The sequence below is a fragment of the Actinoplanes sp. L3-i22 genome (genome assembly GCF_019704555.1).
In the GTDB taxonomy this organism is placed as follows: Bacteria; Actinomycetota; Actinomycetes; order Mycobacteriales; family Micromonosporaceae; genus Actinoplanes.
On record NZ_AP024745.1, the window covers coordinates 6,337,577 to 6,362,534 of the forward strand.

Annotated in this window: 23 protein-coding genes; 12 read left to right on the plus strand and 11 right to left on the minus strand. The window is 73.0% G+C overall.

Translation table 11 applies throughout. The features are described from left to right. The first annotated feature begins 37 nt into the window (after positions 1–37). Positions 38–1,312 (plus strand): HlyD family efflux transporter periplasmic adaptor subunit, encoded by a 1,275-nt coding sequence (locus L3i22_RS28595; RefSeq protein WP_221320624.1) that lies wholly within the window; start codon positions 38–40, stop codon positions 1,310–1,312. A 79-nt stretch (positions 1,313–1,391) separates the two neighbouring features. Next, positions 1,392–2,570 (plus strand): ABC transporter permease, encoded by a 1,179-nt coding sequence (locus L3i22_RS28600; RefSeq protein WP_221320625.1) that lies wholly within the window; start codon positions 1,392–1,394, stop codon positions 2,568–2,570. Positions 2,571–2,584: 14 nt separating this feature from the next. On the opposite strand, the gene L3i22_RS28605 is transcribed toward L3i22_RS28600, so the two are convergent. Continuing rightward, positions 2,585–3,139: a hypothetical protein gene (locus L3i22_RS28605; protein WP_221320626.1), complete on the minus strand. Its 555-nt coding sequence runs from the start codon at positions 3,137–3,139 to the stop codon at positions 2,585–2,587. Positions 3,140–3,265: 126 nt separating this feature from the next. On the opposite strand from L3i22_RS28605, the gene L3i22_RS28610 reads away from it, so the two are divergent. Beyond that, positions 3,266–4,675: a diguanylate cyclase gene (locus L3i22_RS28610; protein ID WP_221320627.1), complete on the plus strand. Its 1,410-nt coding sequence runs from the start codon at positions 3,266–3,268 to the stop codon at positions 4,673–4,675. 89 nt (positions 4,676–4,764) lie between these two features. Here L3i22_RS28610 and L3i22_RS28615 read toward each other — a convergent pair whose 3' ends face one another. Beyond that, positions 4,765–5,667 (minus strand): hypothetical protein, encoded by a 903-nt coding sequence (locus tag L3i22_RS28615; protein ID WP_221320628.1) that lies wholly within the window; start codon positions 5,665–5,667, stop codon positions 4,765–4,767. Positions 5,668–5,809: 142 nt separating this feature from the next. Continuing rightward, complete coding sequence (locus L3i22_RS28620; RefSeq protein ID WP_221320629.1) at positions 5,810–6,883, minus strand: NAD(P)/FAD-dependent oxidoreductase; 1,074 nt, start codon at positions 6,881–6,883, stop codon at positions 5,810–5,812. An 82-nt stretch (positions 6,884–6,965) separates the two neighbouring features. Here L3i22_RS28620 and L3i22_RS28625 point away from each other — a divergent pair, with 82 nt between their 5' ends. Then, positions 6,966–7,592, plus strand: coding sequence for a TetR/AcrR family transcriptional regulator (locus L3i22_RS28625; protein WP_221320630.1), 627 nt, complete (start codon positions 6,966–6,968; stop codon positions 7,590–7,592). Here L3i22_RS28625 and L3i22_RS28630 read toward each other — a convergent pair whose 3' ends face one another. Further along, a complete protein-coding gene (locus tag L3i22_RS28630; protein ID WP_221320631.1) occupies positions 7,593–8,435 on the minus strand; it encodes an EamA family transporter in 843 nt (280 codons plus the stop codon). A gap of 239 nt (positions 8,436–8,674) precedes the next feature. Between L3i22_RS28630 and L3i22_RS28635 the strand changes: the two genes are divergently transcribed. Both L3i22_RS28635 and L3i22_RS28640 read left to right on the plus strand, forming a co-directional pair. Next, positions 8,675–10,084 (plus strand): FAD-dependent monooxygenase, encoded by a 1,410-nt coding sequence (locus tag L3i22_RS28635; RefSeq protein WP_221320632.1) that lies wholly within the window; start codon positions 8,675–8,677, stop codon positions 10,082–10,084. A 122-nt stretch (positions 10,085–10,206) separates the two neighbouring features. After that, complete coding sequence (locus L3i22_RS28640; protein ID WP_255657204.1) at positions 10,207–11,559, plus strand: S1C family serine protease; 1,353 nt, start codon at positions 10,207–10,209, stop codon at positions 11,557–11,559. Positions 11,560–11,628: 69 nt separating this feature from the next. Here the strand turns inward: L3i22_RS28640 and map are convergent, their stop codons facing one another. Next, positions 11,629–12,396: a type I methionyl aminopeptidase gene (map, locus tag L3i22_RS28645; protein WP_221320633.1), complete on the minus strand. Its 768-nt coding sequence runs from the start codon at positions 12,394–12,396 to the stop codon at positions 11,629–11,631. A gap of 50 nt (positions 12,397–12,446) precedes the next feature. Here map and L3i22_RS28650 point away from each other — a divergent pair, with 50 nt between their 5' ends. Continuing rightward, on the plus strand, positions 12,447–12,713 hold the full coding sequence (locus tag L3i22_RS28650; protein ID WP_221320634.1) for a helix-turn-helix domain-containing protein: 267 nt from the start codon (positions 12,447–12,449) through the stop codon (positions 12,711–12,713). Positions 12,714–12,783: 70 nt separating this feature from the next. Here the strand turns inward: L3i22_RS28650 and L3i22_RS28655 are convergent, their stop codons facing one another. Then, a complete protein-coding gene (locus tag L3i22_RS28655) occupies positions 12,784–13,560 on the minus strand; it encodes an inositol monophosphatase family protein (protein ID WP_221320635.1) in 777 nt (258 codons plus the stop codon). 152 nt (positions 13,561–13,712) lie between these two features. Here L3i22_RS28655 and L3i22_RS28660 point away from each other — a divergent pair, with 152 nt between their 5' ends. Next, positions 13,713–15,377: an MFS transporter gene (locus L3i22_RS28660; protein ID WP_221320636.1), complete on the plus strand. Its 1,665-nt coding sequence runs from the start codon at positions 13,713–13,715 to the stop codon at positions 15,375–15,377. Between the two features lie 24 nt (positions 15,378–15,401). Here the strand turns inward: L3i22_RS28660 and L3i22_RS28665 are convergent, their stop codons facing one another. The 4 genes from L3i22_RS28665 to L3i22_RS28680 all read right to left on the minus strand — a co-directional run bounded on the left by L3i22_RS28665 (position 15,402) and on the right by L3i22_RS28680 (position 20,336). Beyond that, a complete protein-coding gene (locus L3i22_RS28665) occupies positions 15,402–16,760 on the minus strand; it encodes a hypothetical protein (protein ID WP_221320637.1) in 1,359 nt (452 codons plus the stop codon). Beyond that, positions 16,750–18,738 (minus strand): hypothetical protein, encoded by a 1,989-nt coding sequence (locus tag L3i22_RS28670; protein WP_221320638.1) that lies wholly within the window; start codon positions 18,736–18,738, stop codon positions 16,750–16,752. The genes L3i22_RS28665 and L3i22_RS28670 overlap by 11 nt, the downstream gene beginning before the upstream one ends. Continuing rightward, the gene (locus L3i22_RS28675) at positions 18,725–19,018 is read right to left on the minus strand and encodes a hypothetical protein (RefSeq protein ID WP_221320639.1); all 294 of its coding nucleotides are present in this window, start codon (positions 19,016–19,018) and stop codon (positions 18,725–18,727) included. The genes L3i22_RS28670 and L3i22_RS28675 overlap by 14 nt, the downstream gene beginning before the upstream one ends. A gap of 79 nt (positions 19,019–19,097) precedes the next feature. After that, positions 19,098–20,336 (minus strand): FAD-dependent monooxygenase, encoded by a 1,239-nt coding sequence (locus tag L3i22_RS28680; protein ID WP_255657208.1) that lies wholly within the window; start codon positions 20,334–20,336, stop codon positions 19,098–19,100. A gap of 58 nt (positions 20,337–20,394) precedes the next feature. On the opposite strand from L3i22_RS28680, the gene L3i22_RS28685 reads away from it, so the two are divergent. The 4 genes from L3i22_RS28685 (at position 20,395) to L3i22_RS28700 (ending at position 24,150) form a co-directional block, all read left to right on the plus strand. Next, positions 20,395–20,928, plus strand: a complete 534-nt coding sequence (locus tag L3i22_RS28685) for a TetR/AcrR family transcriptional regulator C-terminal domain-containing protein (protein ID WP_221320640.1) — start codon at positions 20,395–20,397, stop codon at positions 20,926–20,928. 89 nt (positions 20,929–21,017) lie between these two features. Then, positions 21,018–22,310 carry a cyclopropane-fatty-acyl-phospholipid synthase family protein gene (locus tag L3i22_RS28690; protein ID WP_221320641.1) on the plus strand — a complete coding sequence of 431 codons (1,293 nt, stop codon included), beginning with the start codon at positions 21,018–21,020 and terminating at the stop codon, positions 22,308–22,310. A 44-nt stretch (positions 22,311–22,354) separates the two neighbouring features. Continuing rightward, the gene (locus L3i22_RS28695; RefSeq protein ID WP_221320642.1) at positions 22,355–23,197 is read left to right on the plus strand and encodes an MEDS domain-containing protein; all 843 of its coding nucleotides are present in this window, start codon (positions 22,355–22,357) and stop codon (positions 23,195–23,197) included. After that, positions 23,194–24,150, plus strand: a complete 957-nt coding sequence (locus L3i22_RS28700) for an anti-sigma factor RsbA family regulatory protein (RefSeq protein WP_221320643.1) — start codon at positions 23,194–23,196, stop codon at positions 24,148–24,150. The genes L3i22_RS28695 and L3i22_RS28700 overlap by 4 nt, the downstream gene beginning before the upstream one ends. Positions 24,151–24,199: 49 nt before the next feature. Here L3i22_RS28700 and L3i22_RS28705 read toward each other — a convergent pair whose 3' ends face one another. Next, complete coding sequence (locus L3i22_RS28705) at positions 24,200–24,937, minus strand: cellulose binding domain-containing protein (RefSeq protein ID WP_221320644.1); 738 nt, start codon at positions 24,935–24,937, stop codon at positions 24,200–24,202. Positions 24,938–24,958 lie beyond the last annotated feature (21 nt).

Here is a 24,958-nt window from a genome sequence, read left to right on the forward strand (position 1 = left end):
GACAGCTTTCTAACGATCTCCGGCCACGCTCGTCGCCATGCATCCGAAGGCCGACGCGCCCACCGCCGTGATCCCGATCGTCCCGCAGCCGCCGCCGCGCCGGCCCGGGCGCGTGAAGTGGCTGGTGACGGCGCTGGTCGTGGCGCTCGCGGTGGGCGGCGCGACGGTCGCGGTGACCCGCCACCGGGCGGGTCACCGCGAGCCGGTGGCTGAGGAGAGCGCTCAGGTCGAGACGGTGCCGCTGGCACGCCGTGACCTGTCGACGACGAAGAAACTGGACGGCAGCATCGGTTTCGGCCCGCCGCGCCCCCTCGCCGGGCACACCGAGGCGACCGTGACCTGGCTGCCGGCGGTCGGCACCACGATCAAACGCGGTCAGCAACTGTTCCGCGCCGACGACAAGCCGGTCACCCTCTTCTACGGCAATATGCCGCTATATCGGGCAATAGCGGCGCCCAACCAGATCGGCCGCGACATCCGGATCATTGCCGAAAACCTCAAATCCCTGGGGTACGCCATCGGCCGCCAGCCGTCACCCGGCGAAAGCGTCACCCCCGCCGCGGCCACAGCCGGAGACACCGCCCCGACCACAGCCGGAGACACTCCCCCGAGCACGGACGAAGCCACTTCCCCGGGCGCCGGCGCAACTCAGGCGAAGGTGAAGGCGAAGGTGAAGGTGAAGGTCAAGGACGGCGAGAGCGTCCTCACCCCAGCACTGATCAAGGCGATCAAGAAGTGGCAGGAGGCCATCGGCCGCCCGATCACCGGCCGGATCGCGGTCGGTGACGTCGAGGTGCTGGCCGGCGCGATCCGCGTCGACTCGATCGCGGTCCAGCCCGGCTCCCCGGCGAACGCCCCGCTGATGGCGGTCACCCCGACCCGCAAGGTGATCACGGTCGCCGCGGCGCTGAGCGAGGCCGCCGCCCTGCGACGCGGCGACCGGGTCACGGTGACGCTGCCCGACGACCGTACCGTCAAGGCCCGGATCCTCGCCGTGGGCCGCGACCTGGCCGCGCCGGAGGGTGGCGTCGCCGCAGGCGAGCCGAAGTTGACGGTTTCGGTCACGGTCGACGACCCGAAGACCATCGACCGTCTCGACGCGGCCGACGTCGCGGTCAACGTCACCGGCCGGACCGCCGAGGACGTGCTGGCCGTGCCGATCGAGGCGCTGATCGCGCTGAGCGAGGGCGGCTACGCCGTGCAGGGCCCGAACGGCCTGGTCGCGGTCGTCACCGGGATGTTCGCCGACGGCTTCGTCGAGGTCACCGGCGCCGGCCTGACCGAGGGCATGCCGGTGGTGGTCGCGTCATGATCACGCGGCTCACCCACGACCGCGACCTCGCCGGGTCGCTACCCCGCCGGGGAAAAACCCGCGACGGGCGGCCGGCCCGATGAGCCCGCTGGACCTGCTGGACCTGGGCCTGGTCGGGTTGCGGACCCGCCCCGCCCGGGCCGCGCTCTCCGCCCTGGGGATCGCGATCGGCATCGCCACCATGATCGTGGTGACCGGCATCCCGGCGTCGAGCCAGGCCGCGCTGGTCACGAAGCTGAGCGCGCTGGGCACGAACACCCTGCAGGCGATGGCGGTGCCGGACATGGATCCGCCGGCCGCGCTGCCGGAGTCCGCGGTGGAGATGGTCCGCCGGATCGGCCCGGTCACCGCCGGGAGCGCGGTGGCGAACACCCATGCTTTCGTACGCCGTAACGACCGTCTCGACGCGAACAACGCCGCCGGCCTGACCGTCCTGGCCACCCGCCTCGACCTGCTGCCGACGATCAACGCCCGCGTCCGGTCCGGGTCGTGGCTGACCCCGGCCACCGAGCGGTTCCCGGCCGTGGTCCTCGGCTCGGTCGCCGCGAACCGGCTCGGCGTCACCGATCTGCCGCCCGGCACGCCCGCGCCCCAGGTCGTGATCGCCGACCGGGCGTTCACCGTGGTCGGCATCCTGGCGACCACCCCGCTGACCCCGGACATCGACCGGTCGGTGCTGGTCGGCTGGCCGGTCGCGAAGTCCGAGCTGGGCTTCGACGGGCATCCGACGGTGCTCTACGTGCAGGCCGAGGAGGCGCGGATCGAGGCGGTCCGCGGCGTGCTCGCCGAGACGATCTCCCCGGAGCGGCCGGGCGCGGTGACGGTCACCCGCCCGTCCGACGCGCTGGCCGCCAAGCGCGCCACCGAGCGCAGCTTCTCGGTGCTGTTCCTGGCGCTGGCCGGGGTCGCCCTGGTGGTCGGCGGGATCGGGGTGGCCAACACGATGGTCGTCTCGGTCCTGGAACGCCGGTCGGAGATCGGCCTGCGCCGCGCGCTGGGCGCCACCCGCGGCCAGATCCGTGGCCAGTTCCTGACCGAGTCGGTGGTCCTGGCCACGGCCGGCGGGCTGATCGGCACGGCGCTCGGCCTGCTCGCCACGGCCGGTTACGCGAGCTGGCAGGACTGGCCGGTGGTGCTCCCAGCGCGGTCAGCGGCGCTGGGAGTCGGCGGGGCGATCGTGATCGGGGTGCTGGCCGGGGTGTATCCCTGCGTCCGCGCGGCACGGCTGACCCCGACGCAGGCGCTGGCCACTGTCTAGCCCTTGAGCTTGGCCTAATCCTTGAGCTTGGCGGCGGTCGCGCGCTCGCATCCGGGGATCAGGTCCATCCCCATCGAGATCGAGCGCGCGTCGTTGTCGTCGCCGCCGAGCGCGATGCTGATCCCGTCGTCGCTGACCTCGACGTACTTCACGCCTTTGCTCTTCAGGCATTTCACGACGTCCCGGGCGAAGTCCTTGGACTCGGGATTCGCCGGATCCTTCTCCCACGGCGGCAGCGGGAAGTACTGCGGCTCGCAGATCCGGTTCGCCTCGTCGAACTTCGCCGTGTCCTTGTCCGAGCCCGGCTTCGCCACCGCGCCCTTGGCCAGGTCCGACTTCGAGAGGGCGCCGTGCTCGGCCATGCAGTTGTTGTACGGCGCGAGCATCGCCTCGAACTCCTCGGGCGTGGTGTCCAGGCGTTCGCGCGGGCGCTGCGGCGCCGCCGACGCGGACACCGCCGCGGACGGGCTCGCCAGCGTCGCCACCTCGGGGGCCGCGGTCTCCTTGGCCGGCGAACCGCACGCCGACAGGGCGAGCACCGCCACTACCAGTACGGGGATCCTGTGCATCGATGATTTCCTCTCGTTGACCAACCGGTCGCGGAGGAAGCTTTCCGAGCAGTCGTTTGGAACTGGTCAGATTTCCGGCGGGGCGGCCGATTCTTCTTGTACGTGCCAGCGGATGCCGGAAGGATCATGAGCCTTACCTCTCCGTGGAACCGTTACCTCGCCGTCGTCACGGCGATGGCCGTGGCGCACGTCGTCACGGCGCTGGCCGGCGCTCCCGAGTCGATCAAGGGTGGGCTGGCCGCGGCGTCGGTCGCCGCCGGCCTCGGCGCCACGCTGTGGGGTATCCGCCTGTACCGGCCCGGGGCCCGGTGGCCGTGGATCATGGCCGGCTGCCTGCTCCTGGCCGTGGTCGGCAGCGTGCTCCCGGCCGGGGTGCTGGCCGGCAACGCGCCGTCCGCGGCCGACGCGTGCTTCATGGGCGTGTCCACCGGCGGCGCGCTGACCCTGCTGCTGATCCTGCGGCGGCGCAACCCGGGCCGGGACCTGCCCGGGCTGATCGACGCCGGGATCATCACGGTCTCCGCCGGGCTGTTCTGGTGGATCTACCTGATCGACCCGATCGTCGCCGGCGCCGACGTCGGGCTCCGGACGCGCCTGGTCGCGGCCGCGTACCCGCTCGGCGACCTGATGCTGGCCGCGCTCGGCGCCCGGCTGCTGCTGGACACCGGCCGCAAGTCGGTCGCCGTCTACAGCCTGACCGGCTACCTCGCGCTCACCGTCGTCCCGGACACCATCAGCACGCTCGACACGCTCTCCGGCAGTGTCCGGTGGCACGCGCTGAGCGTCGTGCTCTGGGGGATCTCGCCGCTGGTCGTCGGCCTGTGCTGCATGCACCCGTCGATGCGGGAGCTGGACGCGCCGAGCGCGGTGCCGACCCCGGACATGGGGAACTACCGGCTCGCCACGCTCGCGGTCGCCTCGCTGCTCGCCCCGGCCACCCTGTTGATCCAGTTCCTGCGCGGGGCCGCGCTGCACATCCCGCTGATCTGCGCCACCTGTGGCGTGCTGTTCCTGCTGGTGATCGGGCGGCTGGCCGGGCTGGTCGGGGACATGCGCCGGATGGCGACCACCGACGGCCTGACCGGGCTGCGGACCCGCCGCTTCTTCCAGGACGCGCTCACCCACGCCGGGCAGCGCGACCACGCCGTGATCCTCTGCGACATCGACCACTTCAAGCAGGTCAACGACACGTTCGGGCACGACGGCGGGGACCGGGTGCTGCGCGAGGTCGCGGCCCGCCTGGACGGCGCGATCCGCCAGCAGGACGTGATCGCCCGGTACGGCGGCGAGGAGTTCGCCGTCCTGCTGCCGCAGACCTCCCCGGAGCAGGCCCGCACGGTTGCCGCCCGGATCCACGCCGCGGTCCGCGACCGGCCGATCGCGGTCGGCCCGACCGAGTCGATCACCGTCACGGTCTCGGTCGGGGTGGCCTGCACGCCCGACGACACCGACTCGGCCCGCCTGCCGCTGCTCGCCGACCAGCTCCTCTACCAGGCCAAGGACGCCGGCCGGGACCGCGTGGCCGCCTCCGCCTGAGCACCCCACCCGCCCGGCTCAGCCCGCGATCTGAGCGAACGCGGACGGCCCCGGTCCGCGGACCGGGGCCGTCCGTTCTCAGTGCTGTGTCACTCGGCGATCGTCACGGCGACCGTCGCCTGGTTGGCGCCGTCGGTCTGTCCCGAGCCGATCAGCGCGGTGGCGGTGCCGAGCGAGCCGAGCGGCGTGCCGGCCGGGGCCGTCAGCACCCACTCGAACGTGCGCGTCTCGCCCTCGGCGGTCTGGCCGTCGACCGAGCAGCCGTTGACGAAGCCGTCCGGCGGGGTCGGCAGGATGCCGCCGCCCGTGCAGACGCCCTGCGGGTTGCTGGCCGCCCACGGGTCGATGCCGGCCGGCGTCGCGAGCTCGGTCCAGAGTCCGCTGTTCGGGGCATCGCTGTCGCTGCGGACGCTCACCGGGAGAACCCCGAGGAACGAGCCGTCCTCCTGTCGGTGCAGGGTGACGTCGTTCGCGGTCACGGCGAACTGCGACACGGTGTCCTGCACGTAAGGCTTGGGGTTGGCCAGCTTGCCGGTGGTGGACCGGAAGATCGCGTCGAACTGCGCGGTGGAGCCGGCCGTCTCGACCGTGCCCGGGTCGGGGGCGATCTGCGGGAACGGCTGCGGCTTGGCCGGCGACTGGAAGTTGATCGTGACCACGCCGTTGGCGCCGGGCTGGATCGGGGTCGCGAGCTCGCAGACGGCGGTGACCCGGCCGGACGAGTTGAGCAGGCAGGGACCGGTGCCGACGAACTGGCCGAAGGTGCTGGCGATCGGCTCGGTGATGGTGAGGTAGTCGTTGAACACCCCGCTCGTGCGGTTCTTGATGGTGATCCGGACGCTGCCGGTGTGACCGTACTGCCCGGGCTCGAAGACCAGGCGGTTCACGCTGAAGGTCACGGTGCCGGCGGCCGCCTGGGCGGCGACGCCGCTGCTCAGGACGAGGGATCCGGCCGCGAGCGCGATGGCGCCCGCACGCAGGATGGTACGCATGATGATCTCCCTATATCGATACCCCGTGTGCCGGGCCGCACGGGCCCGGCGCATCGATCGCCGATGAATCTAGCGAAGATCATCAACCTCATCCACCCCGTTTCCTCCACTGTGGTCACAACTTGTAAACATCGATCAACGGCTACCTCGCGGTCATCCGGCCGATCATCCGCAGCGAGCTCTCGACGGTGTCGAAGCCGCGCGGGAGCATCACCCGCTCGTAGGCGGCGACCGCGTCGATCAGATCCTTTCCGGACAGCAGCTCGGCGGCGAGCGTCGCGGCGTCCCGCAGGGCGGCGTTGGCACCGACGCCCCCGGCCGGCGGCATGGTGTGGATCGCGTCGCCGAGCAGGGTCACGGGGCCGGGCCGCCACGGACCGACGCGGTCGCCGGCACGGATGGTGATCGGGAAGAACGAGGTGCTGTCGCCGTACCCAATGAGGGTTTTGATTCTCGGGTCCCAACTGGCTGTAGTCTCGACCACTGTCCGATACGGATCGGGGCCGACCGCGCCCGGCGTGGTGACCATGGCGATCATCAGGTAGCCCCCGGGCCGGTGCCGGAAGCGGACCGGGGCGAAGCCCACGCCGGTGCCGTCGTCCCCGGCGACCCAGCAGAAGCCCCGCCCGAGCGGGGCCGGGATCAGCGGCTCGGTCTCGGCGTTGATCGGCATGCGCCCGTAGACGCAGGTCAGGCCGAGATCGCGCGGACCGTGACCCGGAATCAGCTGCTCGCGCACGGCCGAGCCGACGCCGTCCGCCCCGACCAGCAGATCCCCCTCGTCGGCGCCGCCCTCGGCGAACCGGACCCGGACCCGGCCGGTGCCGGTGATCGTGTAGCCGGCCACCGTCCGCCCGAAGACGACCCGGTCGGTCAGCAGGCCCCGGCGGAACGTGTCGCGATCCACGTTGGAGATCTCGGCATCGGGGATGCCGGGGAACTCCTGCGCGAAGACCTGCTCCAGCCGCTGGGTGAGGGTGGCGACCAGGTCCCCGTTGAGCCCGCTGGTGTCGCGGACCCGGTCGAGGACCTCGGGCGGCAGGCACGCCCGCAGCGCCTCGTTGCCATCGGCGTCGAGGTGCAGGCGATAGCCCTGGTCGCGGGAGTGCGGGGCCGGATCCCGCTCGAAGACGGCGACGTCGAGGCCGCCGCGGTGCAGTGCCTGGGCGAGGGCGAGCCCACCGATGCCCGCCCCGCTGATCAGTACTCGGGTCATGCCCGACACGGTATCAAGCGTCCGCCTGCTTTTGTCAATCAGGTGAATACTTGACTGTCTCAGGCGGCGGTATGATCGACCCGTGACATCTCCACGTCCGCGCAGGTCACCGAAGCCGCAGGAGCGTCAGCGCGACCCCGAGCGCACCCGGCAGAAAATCATCGAGGCGGCCGCCGCCGAGTTCGCCGAGCACGGGTTCGCCGGCGCGCGCACCCGGGCGATCGCCGCGCGCGCCGGCGTCAACCAGCAGCTGGTGTCGTACTATTTCGGCGGCAAGGAGGGGCTGTTCCGGGTGATGACGGAGCAGTGGGTGCACCGCCGCGAGGAGCTGGCCCCGCCCGGCATGCCGGTCCGCGAGCAGCTCCGGGAATATGTGCTGGAGTCGCTGCGCAACCCCGAGGGCGCCCGGATGTTCGCCTGGAGCGGGCTGCAGTGGACCGGCCCCGACGACGATCCGGACCGCGACACCCGCACCCAGATGCTCGGCGACAGCGTCACCGAGCTGCGCGCGATCCAGGCCGCCGGCCGGCTGCCGGCCGAGCTCGACCCGGTCTGCCTGGAGATCATGCTGATGGCCGCGTGCCTGGCCACCACGACGTTGCCGCACGTGATCGAGGGCCTGGTCGGCGCGGATCCGCGCTCCCCCGAGTTCGTCGAGCACTACGCGAACCAGGTCGCCCTGCTGGCCGAGCACATCGGGCTGGGCTGATCAGGCCGCCGCCACCAGGACCACACCGATCGCCACCAGGACCGAGGACAGGATGCGGTAGCGGCCGAACGGCTCGCCGAACCGGAGCACGCCGATCACCGCGGCGATCACCACGCTGCTCTCCCGCAGCGCCGCCACCGGGGCCAGCGCGCCCCGGGTCTGCGCCCACAGCACCAGGCCGTAGGCGAGCAGGGAGAAAACCCCACCCCAAAGACCGATCCAGCGGTACGGCCGGAGCTGCCCGGCAAGCGCACGCCCGCGCGTCACCGCGGCGATCGCCGGGATCACCGGCCCCTGGAGCAGGAACAACCACCCGGCGTACCCGATGGTGGTCCCGGCCTCGCGCACCCCGACACCGTCGATGGTGGTGTACGCGGCGATGCTGACGCCGGTCAGCAGGGCCGCGCCGAGCGCCGGGAGCCGCGCCCGGGTCGGCCGGCCACCCGCGAAGATCAGCAGGATCAGCCCGGCCGACACGGTCACCACCCCGAGCAGCTGGACCGGATGCGGGACCTCGCCGACGAACAGGGCCGCGCCGACCGCCACCAGCAGCGGCGACGTGCCCCGGGTGAGCGGGTAGACCTGCCCGAAGTCGCCCAGCCGGTAGCCGCGCATCAGCAGCAGCGCGTAGATCACGTGCAGCGCCGACGAGATGATCAGAAGCGGCCAGGCCCGGGCGGACGGCATCGGGGCGGCCAGCACCATCGGGACCGCGAGGACGGCGGTGGCCGTCTCGATCAGCACGAAGCCGATCAGGCGGTCCGGGATGGCGTGGGCGATCGCGTTCCACACCGCGTGCAGGACGGCGGCCAGCAGGACGGCGCCGATGATCCCGGCCGACAAACGGCGTCTCCTGACGTGCACTCGGACGGGACGTCCACACGATACGGTCCGGCCGCGCGGAACGACTGGACGCGGGCCCGGCCGGGCTTGTACCTTGCTCTCGACCGCGACACCGCCCGAGGAGGTGAGACCCATGACCGCTGTATCGATGTGGGTGCTCCCCTCGCCGTCCCGGTCGCGCGATTGACGTAGTTGTCGCCGGGAGCGCCCTCCACCAAGGCACTCCCGAAGGGCAACACATGTTTGACGTGATCATCGCCGGCTGCGGTCCGACCGGCGCGATGCTCGCCGCCGAGCTGCGGCTGCACGACGTCCGGGTCCTCGTCCTGGAGCGCGAGCCCGCACCGGTGCCGTTCGTCCGGATCGTCGGCCTGCACATCCGCAGTCTCGAGCTGATGGCGATGCGCGGCCTGCTGGAGCGGGTCCGCGAGCGCGGACGGCAACGCCCGGCCGGCGCCTACTTCGCCGCCATCGACAAACCCGCGCCCGAAGGCGTCGACTCCGCCTACGCCTACCTGCTGGGCATCCCCCAGCCGGTCGTGGTCCAGCTGCTGGAGGACCACGCGATCGCTCTCGGCGCGCAGGTCCGGCGCGGCGCCGCGGTGGCCGCCGTCGAGCCGGACGACGACGGGGTGACCGTCGAGCTGGCCGGCGGGGACCGGCTGCGGTCGCGCTACCTGGTCGGCTGCGACGGCGCGCACAGCACGGTCCGCAAGCTGCTCGGCATCGGCTTCCCCGGCGAGGCCTCCCGCAACGACACGCTGATGGGCGAGCTCGAGGTGACCGAGGCGCCCGAGGAGATCGTCGCCCGGGTGGCCGACACCCGGTTCAGCTTCCGGCCCGCGGGTGGTGGGGCCTATCGCGTCATCATCCCGGTCGCCGGGGTCGGCGATCGCGCGGAGCCGCCCACCCTCGACGACTTCCGGCAGCACCTGCGGGCCATCGCCGGGACCGACTTCGGCGTGCACTCCCCGCGCTGGATGTCCCGCTTCGGGGACGCCACCCGGCTGGCCGAGCGGTACCGGGCCGGGCGGGTGCTGCTGGCCGGCGACTCGGCGCACATCCACCCGCCGATCGGTGGGCAGGGCCTGAACCTGGGCATTCAGGACGCGGTCAACCTGGGCTGGAAGCTGGCCGCGGAGGTGCGCGGCTGGGCGCCGGGGTCGCTGCTGGACACGTACCAGGCCGAGCGGCATCCGGTTGCCGCGGCCGTGCTGGACAACACCCGCGCCCAGGTGGCGCTCTCGTCCGCCGAGCCGGGCGCGCAGGCCGTGCGCCGGCTGCTCACCCGGCTGATGGACTTCGACGAGGTGAACCGTTACCTGCTGGAGCAGATCACCGCGATCGGGATCCGCTACGACTTCGGCCCGGGCCCCGACCTGCTCGGCCGCCGGATGCCGGACGTCGAGGTGAAGTCCGGCCGGCTCTACGACCGGCTGCACCACGGTCGCGGCCTGCTGCTGGACCGCACCGGCCGCCTGACCGCCGCCGGCTGGTCCGACCGGGTCGACCACCTCGACGACCCGGGCGCGGCGCTGGACGTCCCGGCCGCGCTGCTGCGCCCCGACGGCCACGTCGCCTGGCTCGGCGACGACCAGGAGGACCTCGACGCTCAGCTCACCCGCTGGTTCGGCCCGCCGACCGACTGATCCCGGGTCACGGCGGCGCACCGGCTCCGTCACCGCGGATCCACAGGCTCTGGTCAGCCGGTTTTCAGGCTTCCGAGGTTCCATAAGAGCGTGATCTTCGATGGCCGGGAGGGAGAAATCCGGTGACCATTCCTGAGCAGCGTCCGGATACGTCGGCATACGGACCCGGGCAGCATTGGCCGGTCAACACCGGCTGGACTCCGCAGGGGCAGTGGGTGGGCCAGGGCCAGTGGCCGGCCCCGTCCGGCTGGCCCCCGCAGCCGGAGCCGCCCCGGCGGCGCACCGGCCGGACGGCCGCCCTGGTCGGCGGCGGGCTCGCGGTGCTCCTGGTGACCGCGGGCGGCGGCTTCGCGGCGGGCTGGTCGATGAAGCCCGCCCCGGCCGCCCAGTCCAGCGCGACCTCGCCCTACCTTCCGTTCGACCCGGGGGCCGGAAGCGGGTCGCAGTTCGGCGGCGCCGACCCGGGCTCCGGGTCCGGCACCGGCACCGGCACCGGCTCGGGCGGCACCACCGCCTCGGGCGGCGCCACGCAGGACCAGGTCGCCGCGGTCGCCGCGAAGGTGGACCCGGCGCTCGTCGACATCGACACCGTGCTCGGCGCGCAGAACGCGGCGGCGGCCGGCACCGGCATCGTGATCGCCGCCGACGGGATCGTGCTCACCAACAACCACGTGGTCGCGGGCGCCACCAGCATCACCGTCACCGACATCGGGAACCACAAGGCGTACCGGGCGGCCGTGATCGGATACGACCGCTCGCACGACATCGCGGTGCTGCGGCTCTCCGGCGCGTCCGGGCTGACCACCGCGACGCTGGCGACCGCCACGGTCAAGGAGGGCGACCCGGTGGTGGCGATCGGCAACGCCGGCGGCACCGGGGGCACCCCGAGCGCGGTCGGCGGGGCGGTCGCCGCCCTCGACCAGTCGATCACCGCGTCCGACGAGTCGACCGGCGCGTCCGAGAAGCTGACCGGCCTGATCGAGGTCAACGCGGACATCGAGGCCGGCGACTCGGGCGGCCCGCTGCTGACCACCTCCGGCGAGGTGATCGGCGTGGACACCGCGGCGTCGACCGGGTTCCAGTACCAGGCCGCCGGCGGCGACGGCTACGCGATCCCGATCAGCGCCGCGATGAAGATCGCCGACGCGATCCGGGGCGGGACGGCGTCCAGCAGCGTGCACCTCGGGTCGACGGCGTACCTCGGCATCGAGACGACCAGCAGCGAGCGCGGCTCGCAGGGCGTGACCGGGCCGGTGGTCCTCGGCGTGGTCAGCGGCTCCCCGGCCGCCTCCGCGGGCCTCGCCCGGGGCGACGTGATCACCGCGGTGGCGGGCACCCCGGTCGCCTCGGCGACCGACCTGACCAACCTGCTCGACCACTACCACCCCGGCGACAAGGTGCGGATCGCCTGGACCGACGTCAGCGGCCGCTCACTCAGCGCGACCGCGAAGCTGGCCACCGGCCCGGTCGGCTGACCCTCACCACCAGGGCGGCGGGGCTCCTCCGCCGCCCTGCAGCCGACGCCGAAGCCGAGGCCGAACGCGTCACGGGCGCCGGGTGAGGACGCGCGGGCCGGTCTCGGTGATCGCGACGGTGTGCTCGGAGTGGGCGGTCCGCGACCCGTCGGCGCTGCGGATCGTCCAGCCGTCCTTGTCGTACTTGATCTCGTTGGTCGTCGCGCACAGCCACGGCTCGATCGCCACGGTCAGCCCCGGCTCCAGCTTGATGCCGCGCCCGGCCCGCCCGTCGTTGTTGATGTGCGGCGCCTCGTGCATGGTCCGCCCGACGCCGTGCCCGCCGAACTCGAGGTTCACGGTGTATCCGTAGTCCCGCGCGACCCCGCCGATCGCCGCCGAGATGTCGCCGAGCCGCCCGCCCGGCTGCGCGGCCTTGATCGCGGCCTCCAGGGCGACCTCGGTCGCCTCGATCAGCTTCAGGTCGGCCGGGGCGGCGGTGCCGGCCACGACCGAGAGCGCCGAGTCGGTGACCCAGCCGTCGATCGCGATGGCCATGTCGATGCTGACCAGGTCGCCGTCGCGCAGCACGTAGTCCTTCGGCAGCCCGTGCAGGACCGCGTCGTTGACCGACAGGCACAGCACGTTGCGGAACGGCCCGCGCCCGAACGAGGGCGCGTAGTCCCAGTAGGACGACTCGGCGCCGCGCTCCTTGATCCGGCGCCGGGCGTGGCGTTCGATGTCCATCAGGTTGACCCCGACGTCGACCAGCCCGGCCAGCTCGGCGAGCAGCTCGCCGAGGAACTGGCCGGTCACGGCCATCCGGTCGATCTCCGCAGGGGTCTTGAGCTCAATCACGGTTACCCTCCTTATGCGGTATAGTTATACCACCGCCGGAGAGGAGCCCGATGATCCGCCCACCGCTCACCCCCAATCTGATCGCCGCCGGCGAGCGCCTCGGCGCCGCCCTGCGCAGCGCCCGCGGCACCCGCAGTCAGGCCGAGGTCGCCCTGGCCGCCGGCATCTCCCCGGAGACGCTGCGCAAGATCGAGGGCGGCCGGGTGCCGACGCCGGCGTTCGGCACGATCGTCTGCCTCAGCGAGGCGCTCGGCATCCCGGTCGCCGACCTCGCCGAGATCTGGCTCACCGGCACGCCCGCCGGCACGCCTTCCTAAATCAAGGTCAACTTCCTAAATCAAGATCAACCCCGGTTCGCCGTACGGCGGAAAGCCCGGTCTTGATCTGTCAAGCGCTCGCCCGGATCCGTTCCGACAACTCGGGCCAGAGTCCACGACCCGCGCCGATGGTCAACTCGGTGGTGAACTCCGGCCCGCGACCGCCGAGCACCACCCCCGCCTCCTCGGCGACCAGCGCCCCGGCCGCGATGTCCCAGAGGAACGTGTCCAGCGCCACCCCGCCGTCCAGCCGCCCGGCGGCCTGGTAGACGAGGTTGAGCGCGGCCGGCAGCCGCCGGATGTCCCCGACCACCGGCAGCAGCTCCCGGATCACCCGGGCGGCCCGCTCCTTGGTCTTCGGGTTCGGCTGGAAGCTCACCCCGACCAGCGCCTTCTCCAGCGACGCCCCGTCCGGCGCGGTCAGCGGCGCGCCGTTGAGGAACGCGCCGCCGCCGGCGATCGCGCTGAACGTCTCCCCGGCCACCGGCTCGTGCACGACGGCGAGCCGCGGCCGGTCCTCGTGACGCAGCGCGACGCACACCGACCACGGACCGGTCCGGCTGATGTAGTTCCGGGTCCCGTCGAGCGGGTCGACGATCCACGTCCACCCGCTGGTGCCGGCCCGGCCACCGCCCTCCTCGGCCTGCACCGCGTCGTCCGGCCAGGCGGCCCGGATGGCGTCCACGATCAGCTGCTCGCTGGCCAGGTCGACATCCGAGACGACGTCGTTGACGTGCGCTTTCGGCGCGCCGACCCGCAGCGTGTCGCGTCGTTCGAGCTGGAGTTGCCCGGCGCGCACGGCCACCGCGGCGACCAGGTCCCGGGCCGCGAGAAGATCTCGATCCATCCCGGCCACGCTAGCCGACGAGCGCGCCGCCGGGGTCCGGGCCGTCGTCACCATCCGGCGTGACCATTTTCTGACCCGCGAGATGTTACGGTCTGCGGCCGAAGCCGGTCCTGCCTCCGGCGGCACCGGACGAACGGATCTGGGACGACCCGATGGCCCTTCTCGACCGCGTCCACGCCGGTCCACGCGTCGCCCTGCCCCACTGGTGGCGCCGGCCCGACGTGGTGGCCGGCTCCCTCGCCGGCGTGCTCAGCCTGATCTGGGGGCTGTGGCTGGCCCGCGACGCCGGCGACCTGGCCGCGCAGTACGCCTGGACCGCGTTCGTCCGGCACCACCCGGGCTCGGCCTACAACCTGTCCTGGTACGGCGGCATCCACCCCGCGACGTACAGCGTGATCTCGCCGTACCTGATGGCCTGGCTCGGCGTCCGGACCACCGGGGTGCTGGCCTGCACCGGGACGGCGGCACTCGCCGGGTTCCTGCTCTCCCGCTCCGGCGTCCCCCGGCCGCTGCTGCCGGCCCTGTGGCTGTCGGTCGCCGTCTGGGGGAACCTGGCCGCCGGGCGGGTGACGTACCTCCTGGGGTTGTTCTTCGCGCTCGGCGCGGCGATCTGCCTGCTGACCGGAACCGGGCACGGCCGCCCCCGGCCGGTGGCCGCCGCGGTGCTCGGCACGATCGCCACCCTGGGCAGCCCGGTCGCCGGCCTGTTCATCGAGGTGCTGGCCGCGGCGCTGTTCCTGACCGGCCGCCGCCGGCACGCCCTCTGGCTCGCCTCCGGGCCACCGGTGGTGATCGGCGCCACGTCGATGCTGTTCCCGTTCTCCGGCGTCCAGCCGTTCCACTGGTACGCCGCCCTGGTCACGGTCGGCGCCGCGATCGCCGTCGCGGTGCTGACCCCGGCGAACTGGCGGACGGTCCGGGCCGGCGCCTGGGTCTACGCGGTCGGCGTGGTGCTGTGCTGGCTGCTGCCCACCCCGATCGGCAGCAACGTCGAGCGCCTCGCCGTCCTGGTCAGCGCCGCGTTCCTGATCTGCACCGCCGCGATCAGCAAGACCCGGGACGTCAAGACCATCGCGACGTACGTGGTAGCCATCGGTCTCGCCTCGTGGACCGTGATCCAGCCGCTCTACGACTACTCCCGCACCTCGACGGTGACCGCCACGGTCGCCGACGCCCAGCCGCTGATCGCCGAGCTGCAGCGCCGTAACACCGGGCAGCGCCGGGTCGAGGTCGTGCCGCTGCGCACGCACTGGGAGGCGGTCGGGATCGCCCCGTACGTCAACCTGGCCCGCGGCTGGAACCGGCAGACCGACGTCCGGCGTCACCCGCTCTTCTACGACAACACCCTGACCCCGGAGTCGTACCGCACCTGGCTGCACACCTGGAGCGTCGGCTTCGTCGTGCTGCCCACCGCCGAACCGGACGACGCCGGCGTCGCCGAGGCCCGGATCATCGCGGCCGGCCAGGCCTGGCTCCCGCTGGTCTGGAGCGACCCGAACTGGCGGATCTACCAGGTCGAGGGTTCCGACCCGCTGGCCTCGACCCCGGCCACGGTCACCTACGCCGGCCCGGCCGCGGTCACCGTCCACCTGCCCAGCCCCGGCTCCACCCTGGTCCGGATCGCCTGGTCACCGTGGCTGGCCATCCACGGCTCGACGCCGCACGCCTGCCTCGCCCAGAGCGGCGAGTGGACCGAGCTGGTCGCCCAGGCCGCCGGCACCTATACGATCGAGGCCCGCTACACCTTCGACCGCGGCACCCCGTGCCCCACCGCGTCCCCGTCGTCGAGCCCCACTGAGCGGCCGACCCCGCGGTGACCGGCCGGACCGGTCGCGGCGGGGTCATGCCCGATCGCCGTCCACGAGCTCACGCACGCCGGCCGGATCAGGCTGGCGGCCGCCGGCCGCCTCCAGCAGCGCACGGAGCAGGACGTCGAACAGCCCGGGCGACAGTTCCGGCGCGGCGAACACCTCCGCCTGGCCGGGCAGCCCGGACGGCGGCACCGGCAGACCGATCAGCAGCACCCAGGGACGCAGCCCCGGATTGCCGTCCGCGGCCCGGCCCCCGGTCAACTGGCCGGCCAGCAGGCCGACCGCCGTCGCGACATCCGTGGTTCCCTCCTCCGCCGGCACCCGGATCTCGTCGCCCTCGTCGAACGGTTCCCGGAGGACCACCGGCTCCGGACCGGCCGCCACCACCCCGATACCGATGTACCGCACCAGGTCCGGATGCGCGTCCCGGACCTCGAGCAGGTTGCCGATCTGGGTCTCGAGCTCCTCGCGCCGCCCGGTGGTCGGATCGACGACCAGGTAGAGCGTCCAGGGCGGCTGGCCCCAGGCCGGTAGCGGCTCGGCGCCCGGGATCATCCCGGGCGCCGGGCTCAGCAGCTGAGCGGCCGCGCCGACGAACGGCTCCACGTCACTGGACTGGATCAGCCCGTTCGTCAACAACATCTCGAAGAGTTTCTGCCGGTTGTCGCGGTCCGCCCCTTCGAGCCGGGCGAGCACGTTCAGCGCGGTCTCGGTGTCCTGGGGATTGCGCGCCAGATGCAGCGCGATGAGGCTGCGGACATCGCCGATCGGCGCGTCCGGCCGGCGGGCCCTCTCCAGTTCGTGCGCCTGCTCCTGCCGAAGTCGTTCGACCTCGTGCCTTGCCGCCGCCGTCTCGCGATCGAAACCTGCCTCGTAGCGTTTCCGCAGGAAGTCACGGGCCAGCGGGTCGAGCGTCAGATGGACCGCCAAGCGGTACACCGTGATGCCCACCTCGTAGGGCCGCGGGCTGTCGAAGGCGGTCCGCGCCGCGTGTTCGGCCATCGTCACCTCCACCGCCGAGAATCGCCGGCAGACGTCGCGCAGCTCATCGTGCAGCCGGGCACGAAGATGGTCCGTCCCCGAGTTGACGCCGCGCCGGACGATCTCCATCGGGTCGTGGACGCGCCAGCCCACCTGGACCTGGGCGGAGAACGACAGTGCCTCCTCGACACTGGGCAGCCCGTCGAACGTCAGGACCTCCTCGTGATCGGTGACGTCGACCTCATAGGCGAACCGTGCCGACCGTGGCGCCACGCCCCCGTTCGCCACGAAGAGCGAGCCGTCCGCCGTCGAGCAGACCGTCGCCGTGCCGATCCCGGCCATCCGGCGACCGGAGAACAGGCCGACCGCCCGTTGCGACCGGATGAGAGCCTGGCCGTCACCGATCATGAGAGAGAGCTCCTTCGTTCATCGCGGCGAAGACCGCCGCGGCCACGTGGGGTGACGTGCGTGGGGTGCGGTGCGAGACCCAGGTCGTGGCGAGCGTCCGCAGGATGCGCCGGGTTCGGGGGTGATCGCGGGCCATCGACACCACCAGACGGTGAAACGCCGGGCGGATCGCCGGCTGTGCCTCGGCCACCGACGCCCAGACGGTCAGGACGGTCCGGGCGTCCGTGTCGTAGAACCGCTCGTTGAGAACCCGTTGCCACAGGTGCACGACGAGGGCGTCCACCTCGGCCGAGGACTCGGCCAGGGCCAGCAGGGTGGGCCATGAGAACCCGGCCCGGTGCTCCGTGGTCAGATCAGTGGCGAGGACCAGGAAGGCCAGCTGCCCGGTGCGGTTGCGGGACGGATCGCGCACCCGCACCCACTCGGCGATCGTGCGCAGCACGAGGACGGCCGATCGCGGGTCCCACTCGACAAGTTCGGCGAGGCTGTCGGCGACCGCGAGCGACGCGGTCTGCTGGCCCGTTCCGGCCAGCGCATCCAGCCGGGTGAGGGCGGCGCCGGGGTCGACGTGCCCGACGCTCGCGCCGAGGGCTCGTCCCGCCGCCGCGCTCAACGCCGGTGTGCCACTCTCGATCCACCGGTCCAGGGTCCCGCGCACCCGCGCGTACAGGTGCGGGTCGAGGGAGGGCAGATGCAGGGCGCACGCCGCGGCATCGCGCAGCCTCGGGTCACCGTCCCCGGCCCAGGGCTCGACCACCACGTCTCGGACATGGTCGAACGCCAGCGTTGCCAGCATGCCCGCGGCCGTCGCAGCGCGGATGCGGACGGCCTCGTCGGGGTCGCCGCCGAGCCCCAGCAGCCAGTGCAGCAGCACGTGCGGCACGTCGTCGTACTCACTCCAGGCATACCGGAGGACGGCGCTGGGATACGCCGCGTCCCGATACCGGACCGACTCGGTCCGGACCTCACCGTCGGGCGTCGTCGCATAGTCGGCGAACACCTCGGCCCGTAACCGTTCCAGGCGCGCGCTCCGCAGATGGTGCCGGGATGCGCGCGGCACATCGGCGTCGAGCAGCACCGTGACCGCCGGCGCCTCGGCGAAGGCCCGGGCAAGTCGTTCGCCGTGGCGCCGGACCAGGTCGTAGGGCAGTCCGTCGAGCACTGCCAACGCCAGTGCGTGCCCCCGGTCGTCCCAGCCGGGCAGCGCCGCGAACCAGTCGTCGAGCTCGCCCTCGGCACGCCGCCGCAGGTCCCGCAGAGCCACACCGTCGGCGGGCGCCCGGGCGCCGGTCATCCCCTCCACCAGCCGATCCAACTGATGTGGCCGGTTGCCCAGCGCCGGGCCGATGAGCTGCCCGGGCGTCACCCTCGCATCGAGTTCAAAGCAGTCCGCCGCGAGTGCCTGCCGCAGGCCGCCCTCGGGCCGCGCGGCGACCACCAGGCGGGACCGCAGCGGGCCGATCGCGGCGCGGACCAGGCGCAACAGTCCGGCGATGCGGACATCGTCGGCGTCGTCCCCGGTCTGGTCCAGAAGGTAGCCACAGGAGGCGTGGAACTGCTCGCCCATCGGAGTGCTCCGCAGGCCGGCCGCAGTGAGCCGGTACATCCCGTCGTGGTTCTGGTCGCGCAGCAACCGCACGGCGGTCGGCACGCTGACGTCCGGATCATCGGAGAGCAGGACCGTCATCGGCCGATGGGTGCTGAACTTCAGCAGCTCGGCGTAGCCCGCCGAACCGGTGTCGACCGGGTCGGCCAGCGCCATCGTCGCGGCATCCAGCGCGGACGGACCGGTGACCGGCGCGGCCACCGCCGGCTCCGGATACTGGTGGTAGATGACGTCGCCGGCCACGAAGTCGCGGCCGGCCTCCGCCCCGCCGAAGAAGACCCGCCCGGCCAGCCGCCGTGCGCGGGCGAGACGTGAGCCGGCCCCCAGGCCGTTCGGCGGATCGGAGTCCGGGCTCGGCTCAGGACGCGTCATCGTCGCCGGGACGCTGCTGATAGGTCACGTCGCCGACGACGAAGTCCCGCCGAGCCGTCACGTCGCCGTGGATCGTGACTCCGCCCGCCGGAGGCCCGGTTGCCGCGCCCCCGCGGAGACCGAGAACTGTCAGGACGATCGCCGCGATGTTCAGGAACAGGCCGAGAACGCTGGCAAGCTTGTCGGCCCGATCGAGTCCGGCCCGGATCAGGAAGACGCCGAGGCCGGCCAGGAGGACAGCGGCACCGATGAACAGGCAAGCTCGCGCGGCACGACCCATGCCCACATACTGTCACGCTGTCCGCACGCGACAAGGACAGCGCGTCTGTCCTACCCGGACATCCGATGACCGGCCCGGATCAGGTGGCCGGGACGCCGGCTGGTGGGTAGGCCGGGAGGGGCCAGGCGCCGCCGCGGTCCTCCTTGGCGAAGCGGGCGGCGAGCTCCGGCAGGTGCAGGAACGAGCCGGCCGCGCCCATTGCCCGCAGCGCGCCGATCCCGAGCCGGCTCCGCGGGAAACCGAAGCGCAGGATGCGTGGGTTGACCTCGGCCTGGATCCGGTCCACGAACGGGCGCAGGGTCTCTTCGTAGGCGGCCAGGGCGGCGGGCAGGTCCCCGGGACTCTTGTTGATCTCGCCGGCCAGCACGTACGCACCGGCCAGGCCGCCCGAGGTGCCCATCCCGCTGTACGGCGACGGGCAGTAGGCGGCGTCCCCGACGACGGCCACCCGGCCGCTGGACCAGGTGTCCATCCGCACCTGCAGCACCTCCTGCGAGTAGAAGAACTCGGCCGGCTCCATACCGGCCACGAATCGTCCGGTCTGCCAGCCGGCGTCCCGGAACCGCTCGGCCCAGAACCGCTTCTGCCGCTCGACCGGCTGCCGGTGGATCGCGGACGCCTCGGCGGACCGCTCCCACAGCGCGAAGTAGACCTGCGTCTCGGTGGCGTTGTGGCTACGCCGCATGATCATCCGGCCACCGGGCGCGTTGTACGTCTCGCGCATGTCGCTGTCCGACCCGATCCGCGGCACGAACCAGTACGCCATGTGGATGCCGACCGGCCGGTACGGCTCCGGCTCACCGGCCGGCAGCATGGCCCGGCGCACCCGCGACCCCTGCCCGTCCGCCCCGATCAGCAGGTCGAAGTCCTCCTCGACGCCGTCCGAGAACCGCGCCGTGACGTGCCCCTCGTGCTGCGCGAAGCTCTCCACACCACGGCCGAAGGCGAACTCGGCGCGATCCTTCGTGGCGTCGTGCAGGATCCGCACGAGGTCGCCGCGCATGATCTCGTACTCCGAAGTCAGGGTTTGTTTTCCCTGGCCCGAGGTGTTGGCCAGGACCGTGCCCCAGCGCCGGCCGTGCCCGTCGACGAACGCGACGCCGGGCTCGTGCACGAGTCGGCTCCGGACCGCGTCGAGCAGGCCCATCCGCTCGATCGCCTGGACGCCCTGGCCGCGCAGGTCGATCTGCGCGCCGGTGGCCCGCAGCGCCGGGAAGCGCTCCGCCACCGTGACCCGGTGCCCGCCCCCGGCCAGCCAGAACGCCGCGGCCTGACCGGCGATGCCGGCACCACAGATGAGGATCTTGAGACTGGTCATGGCCCAACCTTTCAGTGATAGATTTTTGATGGTTACCTATCACCGATAGACTGTCAAGGTGGCGAAACTGAACCGGGAGACCGTGATCACCGAGGCGCTCGACCTGCTCGACGAGGTCGGCCTGGACGCGGTGAGCACGCGGCGGCTGGCGCAGCGGCTCGGCGTAGAGCAGCCCTCGCTCTACTGGCACTTCAAGAACAAGGACGTGCTGCTCACCGCGATGGCCGAGGCGGCGATGGCGCCGCACGCGACGGCTCCCCTGCCGGGCCCCGCCGACGACTGGCGCGCCTGGTTCACCGAGAACTCGCGCGGTTTCCGCCGGACGCTGCTGCTCCGGCGGGACGGCGCCCGCCTGCACGCCGGGACCAGGCCGCGCGGCGAGGACCTCGACCGGGCGCTGGCCAAGTTCGCGTTCCTGGTCGCGGCCGGGCTGCCCGAGGCCGACGCGCGGACCGCGATGCTGACCGCCGGCCACTTCACCGTCGGCAGCGTGCTGGAGGAGCAGGCCGCCGACGACGACGCGGGCTTCGCGGAGGCGTTCGAGGCCGGGCTCGCGCTGATCGTCGACGGGCTGGCCGCGCGGCTCCGCTGAGTCGTTCGCCACAGATATACAAAAGGACCTTATATAAATGCCGATGACGGGCGGATAGTGACTCGGAGATCCACCCCTCGGAGGTCCTCATGCCGACCAAGAACACCCACGAGACCACCGCCGACAGGCTCAAGAGCCTGCTCGAGACGTTGCTGCAGACCCCCTTGCCGGTACGGCTCCAAGCCTGGGACGGCACCCGATCCGGCCCCGCCGGCGCCCCGCTGGTGATCGTCCGCCACCGCCGCGCGCTGCGCCGGCTGATGTGGCAGCCCGACCAGCTCGGCCTGGCCCGGGCGTACGTGGCCGGCGAGATCGACGTCGAGGGCGACCTCTACGACGCGCTCGCCCGCCTCGCCCCGCTGCTCTGGAACTCCCCCGGCGCCCCGGACGTGCCGCTGCGCGCGATCGCCGGCGAGGCCCTGCGGCTGGGGATCATCGGCAGCCGGCCGAAGCCGCCGCCGGAGGAGATGGTCGTCACCGGCAGCCGGCACAGCCGGGGCCGCGACCGCCGGGCGATCAGCCACCACTACGACGTCGGCAACGACTTCTACCGGATCGTGCTCGGCGAGAGCATGGTCTACTCGTGCGCCTACTGGACGTCGGACGACCCCGGCTACGGGCTGGCCGACGCGCAGCGCGACAAGCTCGACCTGATCTGCCGCAAGCTCGGGCTGCAGCCCGGCATGCGGCTGCTCGACGTCGGCTGCGGCTGGGGCGCGCTGGCGATGCACGCGGCCCGGGAGTACGGCGTGCACGTGCTCGGCATCACGCTCTCCACCGAGCAGGCCGACTTCGCCCGCAAGCAGGTCGCCGCGGCCGGGCTCGGCCACCAGGTGGAGATCCGGGTCCAGGACTACCGCGACCTGGACGACGGGCCGTTCGACGCGATCTCCAGTGTGGGCATGGCCGAGCACGTCGGCACCGGGCCCTACCGGGAGTACGCGGGGATCCTGTACCGCCAGCTCAAGCCGGGCGGGCGGCTGCTCAACCACCAGATCTCCGCGCTGCACCCGGCGCCGGCGGGCGCGCCCCGGCAGCGCAGCTTCATCGACGCGTACGTGTTCCCGGACGGCGAGCTGGCCCCGGCCGGCACCACCGTGACGTTGCTGGAGGACGCCGGGTTCGAGGTCCGCGACGTGCACGCGTTGCGCGAGCACTACGGCCGTACCCTGCGGGCCTGGGTGGTGAATCTGGAGTCGGACTGGGCCGCCGCGGTGGATCTGGCCGGTCCCGGCCGGGCCCGGGTGTGGCGGCTCTACATGGCGGCCTCGGCGCTCGCCTTCGAGCAGGCCCGGATCGGCGTCAACCAGGTGCTCGCGGTGAAGGCCCACCGGGACGGGACCAGCGACCTGCCGCCCACCCGCGGCGGCCTGCTCGGCTGAGCCGGGCCGGCGAGGCTCTGCGGAACGCGAGGTAGGCTGCGATAATGCGGCGGTCGGCGGTCATCGACACAGCCCGTGGTCTGAGCCTGCACGACCACGTCGGCTGGGTCTTCGAGCAGCCCGCCGACTTCCGGGCCAACGCCGGCCAGTTCCTCGCCGACGGCCTGGCCGCGCGCGAGCGGATCCTCTACGTCGGCGGCGCCGGGACAGCCACGCCGCTCGGCCTCGACGGGCTGGCCGCCGCGATCGCCGGCGGCCAGGCCGAGGTCACCTCGATCGGGCAGATGTACAGCGCCGGCGAGCCGATCGAGCCCGAGCGGCAGGTCGACCGGTTCTTCGAGGCCGCCGACCAGGCCCTGGCCGACGGGTGGACCGGGCTGCGGATCGCGGCCGACGTCACCTCGCTGGTCCGGACCGACCGGCAGCGCGCCGCCTGGATCCGGTACGAGCATCTGGCCGACGCGTTCATCGCCCGGCGGCCGGTCGCCGGGCTGTGCGGCTTCGACCGCACGGTGCTGGACCGCACCGCCCTGGCCGAGGCGACCTGCCCGCACGCGGCGCTGACCCCGGGCGGCAGCGAGTTCCGGCTCTACGCCACCGGCGGCCCGGCCGCCGAGCTGGCGCTGGCCGGCGAGATCGACCCGGACAACCGCCGGGTCCTGGCCGCCGTGCTGCGGCACGCCCGGCCGGCCCCGCGGGACGGCCGGCTCACCGTCGACGCCACCGCGCTGGCCTTCGTCGACCATCGCGGCCTGGCCCTGCTCGCGGCGTACGCGAACCGGCTGGGCGTGACCGCGGTGCTCCGGGCGCGGGCCGAGAGCGTCCCGAAGATGATCGCCGATCTGGTGCCGATGGGCGGGCTGGAAGTGCAGGTGGTGTCCGCATGAGGTCCGGGGCCGCGGCCGGCCACTCCGGTTACTTCCACGAGACCGCCTTCTACGGCTCCGACGAGCAGTTCCTCGCCGTGATCGTGCCGTTCTTCACCGACGGGCTGGCCGCCGGCGAGCCGGTGATCTCGACGTTCGCCGCCCGGAACCAGGAGCTGGTCCGCCGGGCGTTCGGCGCCGGCAGCGGGATCGAGTTCCTCGACGGCGGCGAGCAGTACGCGCGGCCCGCCACCGCGATCCGCCACTACCGCAAGCTCTTCGGGGAGTACACGGCCCGGGGCGTGCACCAGATCCGGGTCGCCGGCGACGTCCCGCACCCGGGCACCGGCGCGCGGTGGGACTGGTGGGCGAGGTACGAGGCGGCCATCAACCACGCGTACGACGACTTCCCGGTGTGGAGCATCTGCCCGTACGACACCCGTACCGCCCCGGCGGACGTGCTCGCCGAGGTCCGCCGCACCCATCCGCACGTGGCCGACGCCCACCGGCACGCGGCCAATCCGGCCTTCGTGGACCCGGTCGACTTCCTGCGCGCCCGGTCGGACACCTGGCGTGACCCGATCGAGCAGGGCCCGCCCTGGCTGGAGCTGGTCGACCCGACCCCGGTGCGGGTGCGCGCCGCCGTCACCGCGGCCGCCGCCGGCAGCGCGCTGACCCGCGACGACCTCAACGGCCTGCTGGTGGCGGTGAGCGAGGCGGTGGCCAACGGGCTGCTGCACGGCAAGCCGCCGGTGACCGTCCGGGCGTGGGCGGCGCCCCGGCGCGTCGTGGTCACCGTGACCGACGCCGGGGAGGGCCCCCGGGAGCCGTACGCCGGGCTGCTCCCCGCGGACCGGCCGGCCGGCAGCGGTGGGCTCGGGCTGTGGATCAGCCACCAGATGTGCGGCTTCGTCGGCCTGCACCGGGGCCCGGAGGGCTTCACCATCCGCCTGGTCGCCGGCGAGCTCGACTGAGCGCCCCGGCCAGGGACAAAACGGGCCCCGGCCAGGGACAACAACGCGCTCAGCTCGTGCAGGGAGTCCCGTCGACCCGGCAGTCCTGCGGGGCCGCGTCGATCAGCGTCGCCCCGGTCACCCCGAACGAGATCTCCACCGAGCCGTCCGCCGGGACCCCGGCGGTGTCCGCGTCCGGCGCGAAGGTCCAGGTCGAGCCGCTCTGGGTCGCGGTAGCGCCGGCCACGTTGGTGACCATCAGCGTCGGCCGGGGCAGGGTCACCGTGAGCGCCCAGCCGTCCTTGGCCGTCGCGCCGGGGTTCGCCACGGTGACGGTCATCCTGTAGCCGAGCAGCCCGATCGTCGCCGACGAGATCCGGTAGGACGCGGTCAGCGGCACCACCGCGGTCCCGCTCGCACCCGCCGAGCCGGACGCCACCGGCGGGCGGGACGACGGCCGGGTCGCGGTGACCGCCGCCCCGACGCTCGTCGCGGCCCGCACGGACGCGACGGCCGACGGCGCGGCGGCGGCCGGCGGGGACGGCGCGGCCGGCAGCGCGTCGGCCTCGTCGGGCGACGCGGCCGGGTCGCCCGAGCCCCGGACCAGCAGGATCGCCACCAGGGCGGTGCCGGCCAGCGCGACGACCGCGGCGGCGATCAGGACGTAGCGCCCGGCGCCGCCGCGGGTACGGGGCTCGCGGACCTTCGGGGTCGGCGCGGGTCCGGACAGGACGGTGGAGAGCCGCAGCAACCCGTCGAGGATCACCACGGACAGCGACCGCCGCTGCCGTGGTCCGGTGTCGTTCATCAGGTCTCCGGGAGTCGGTCT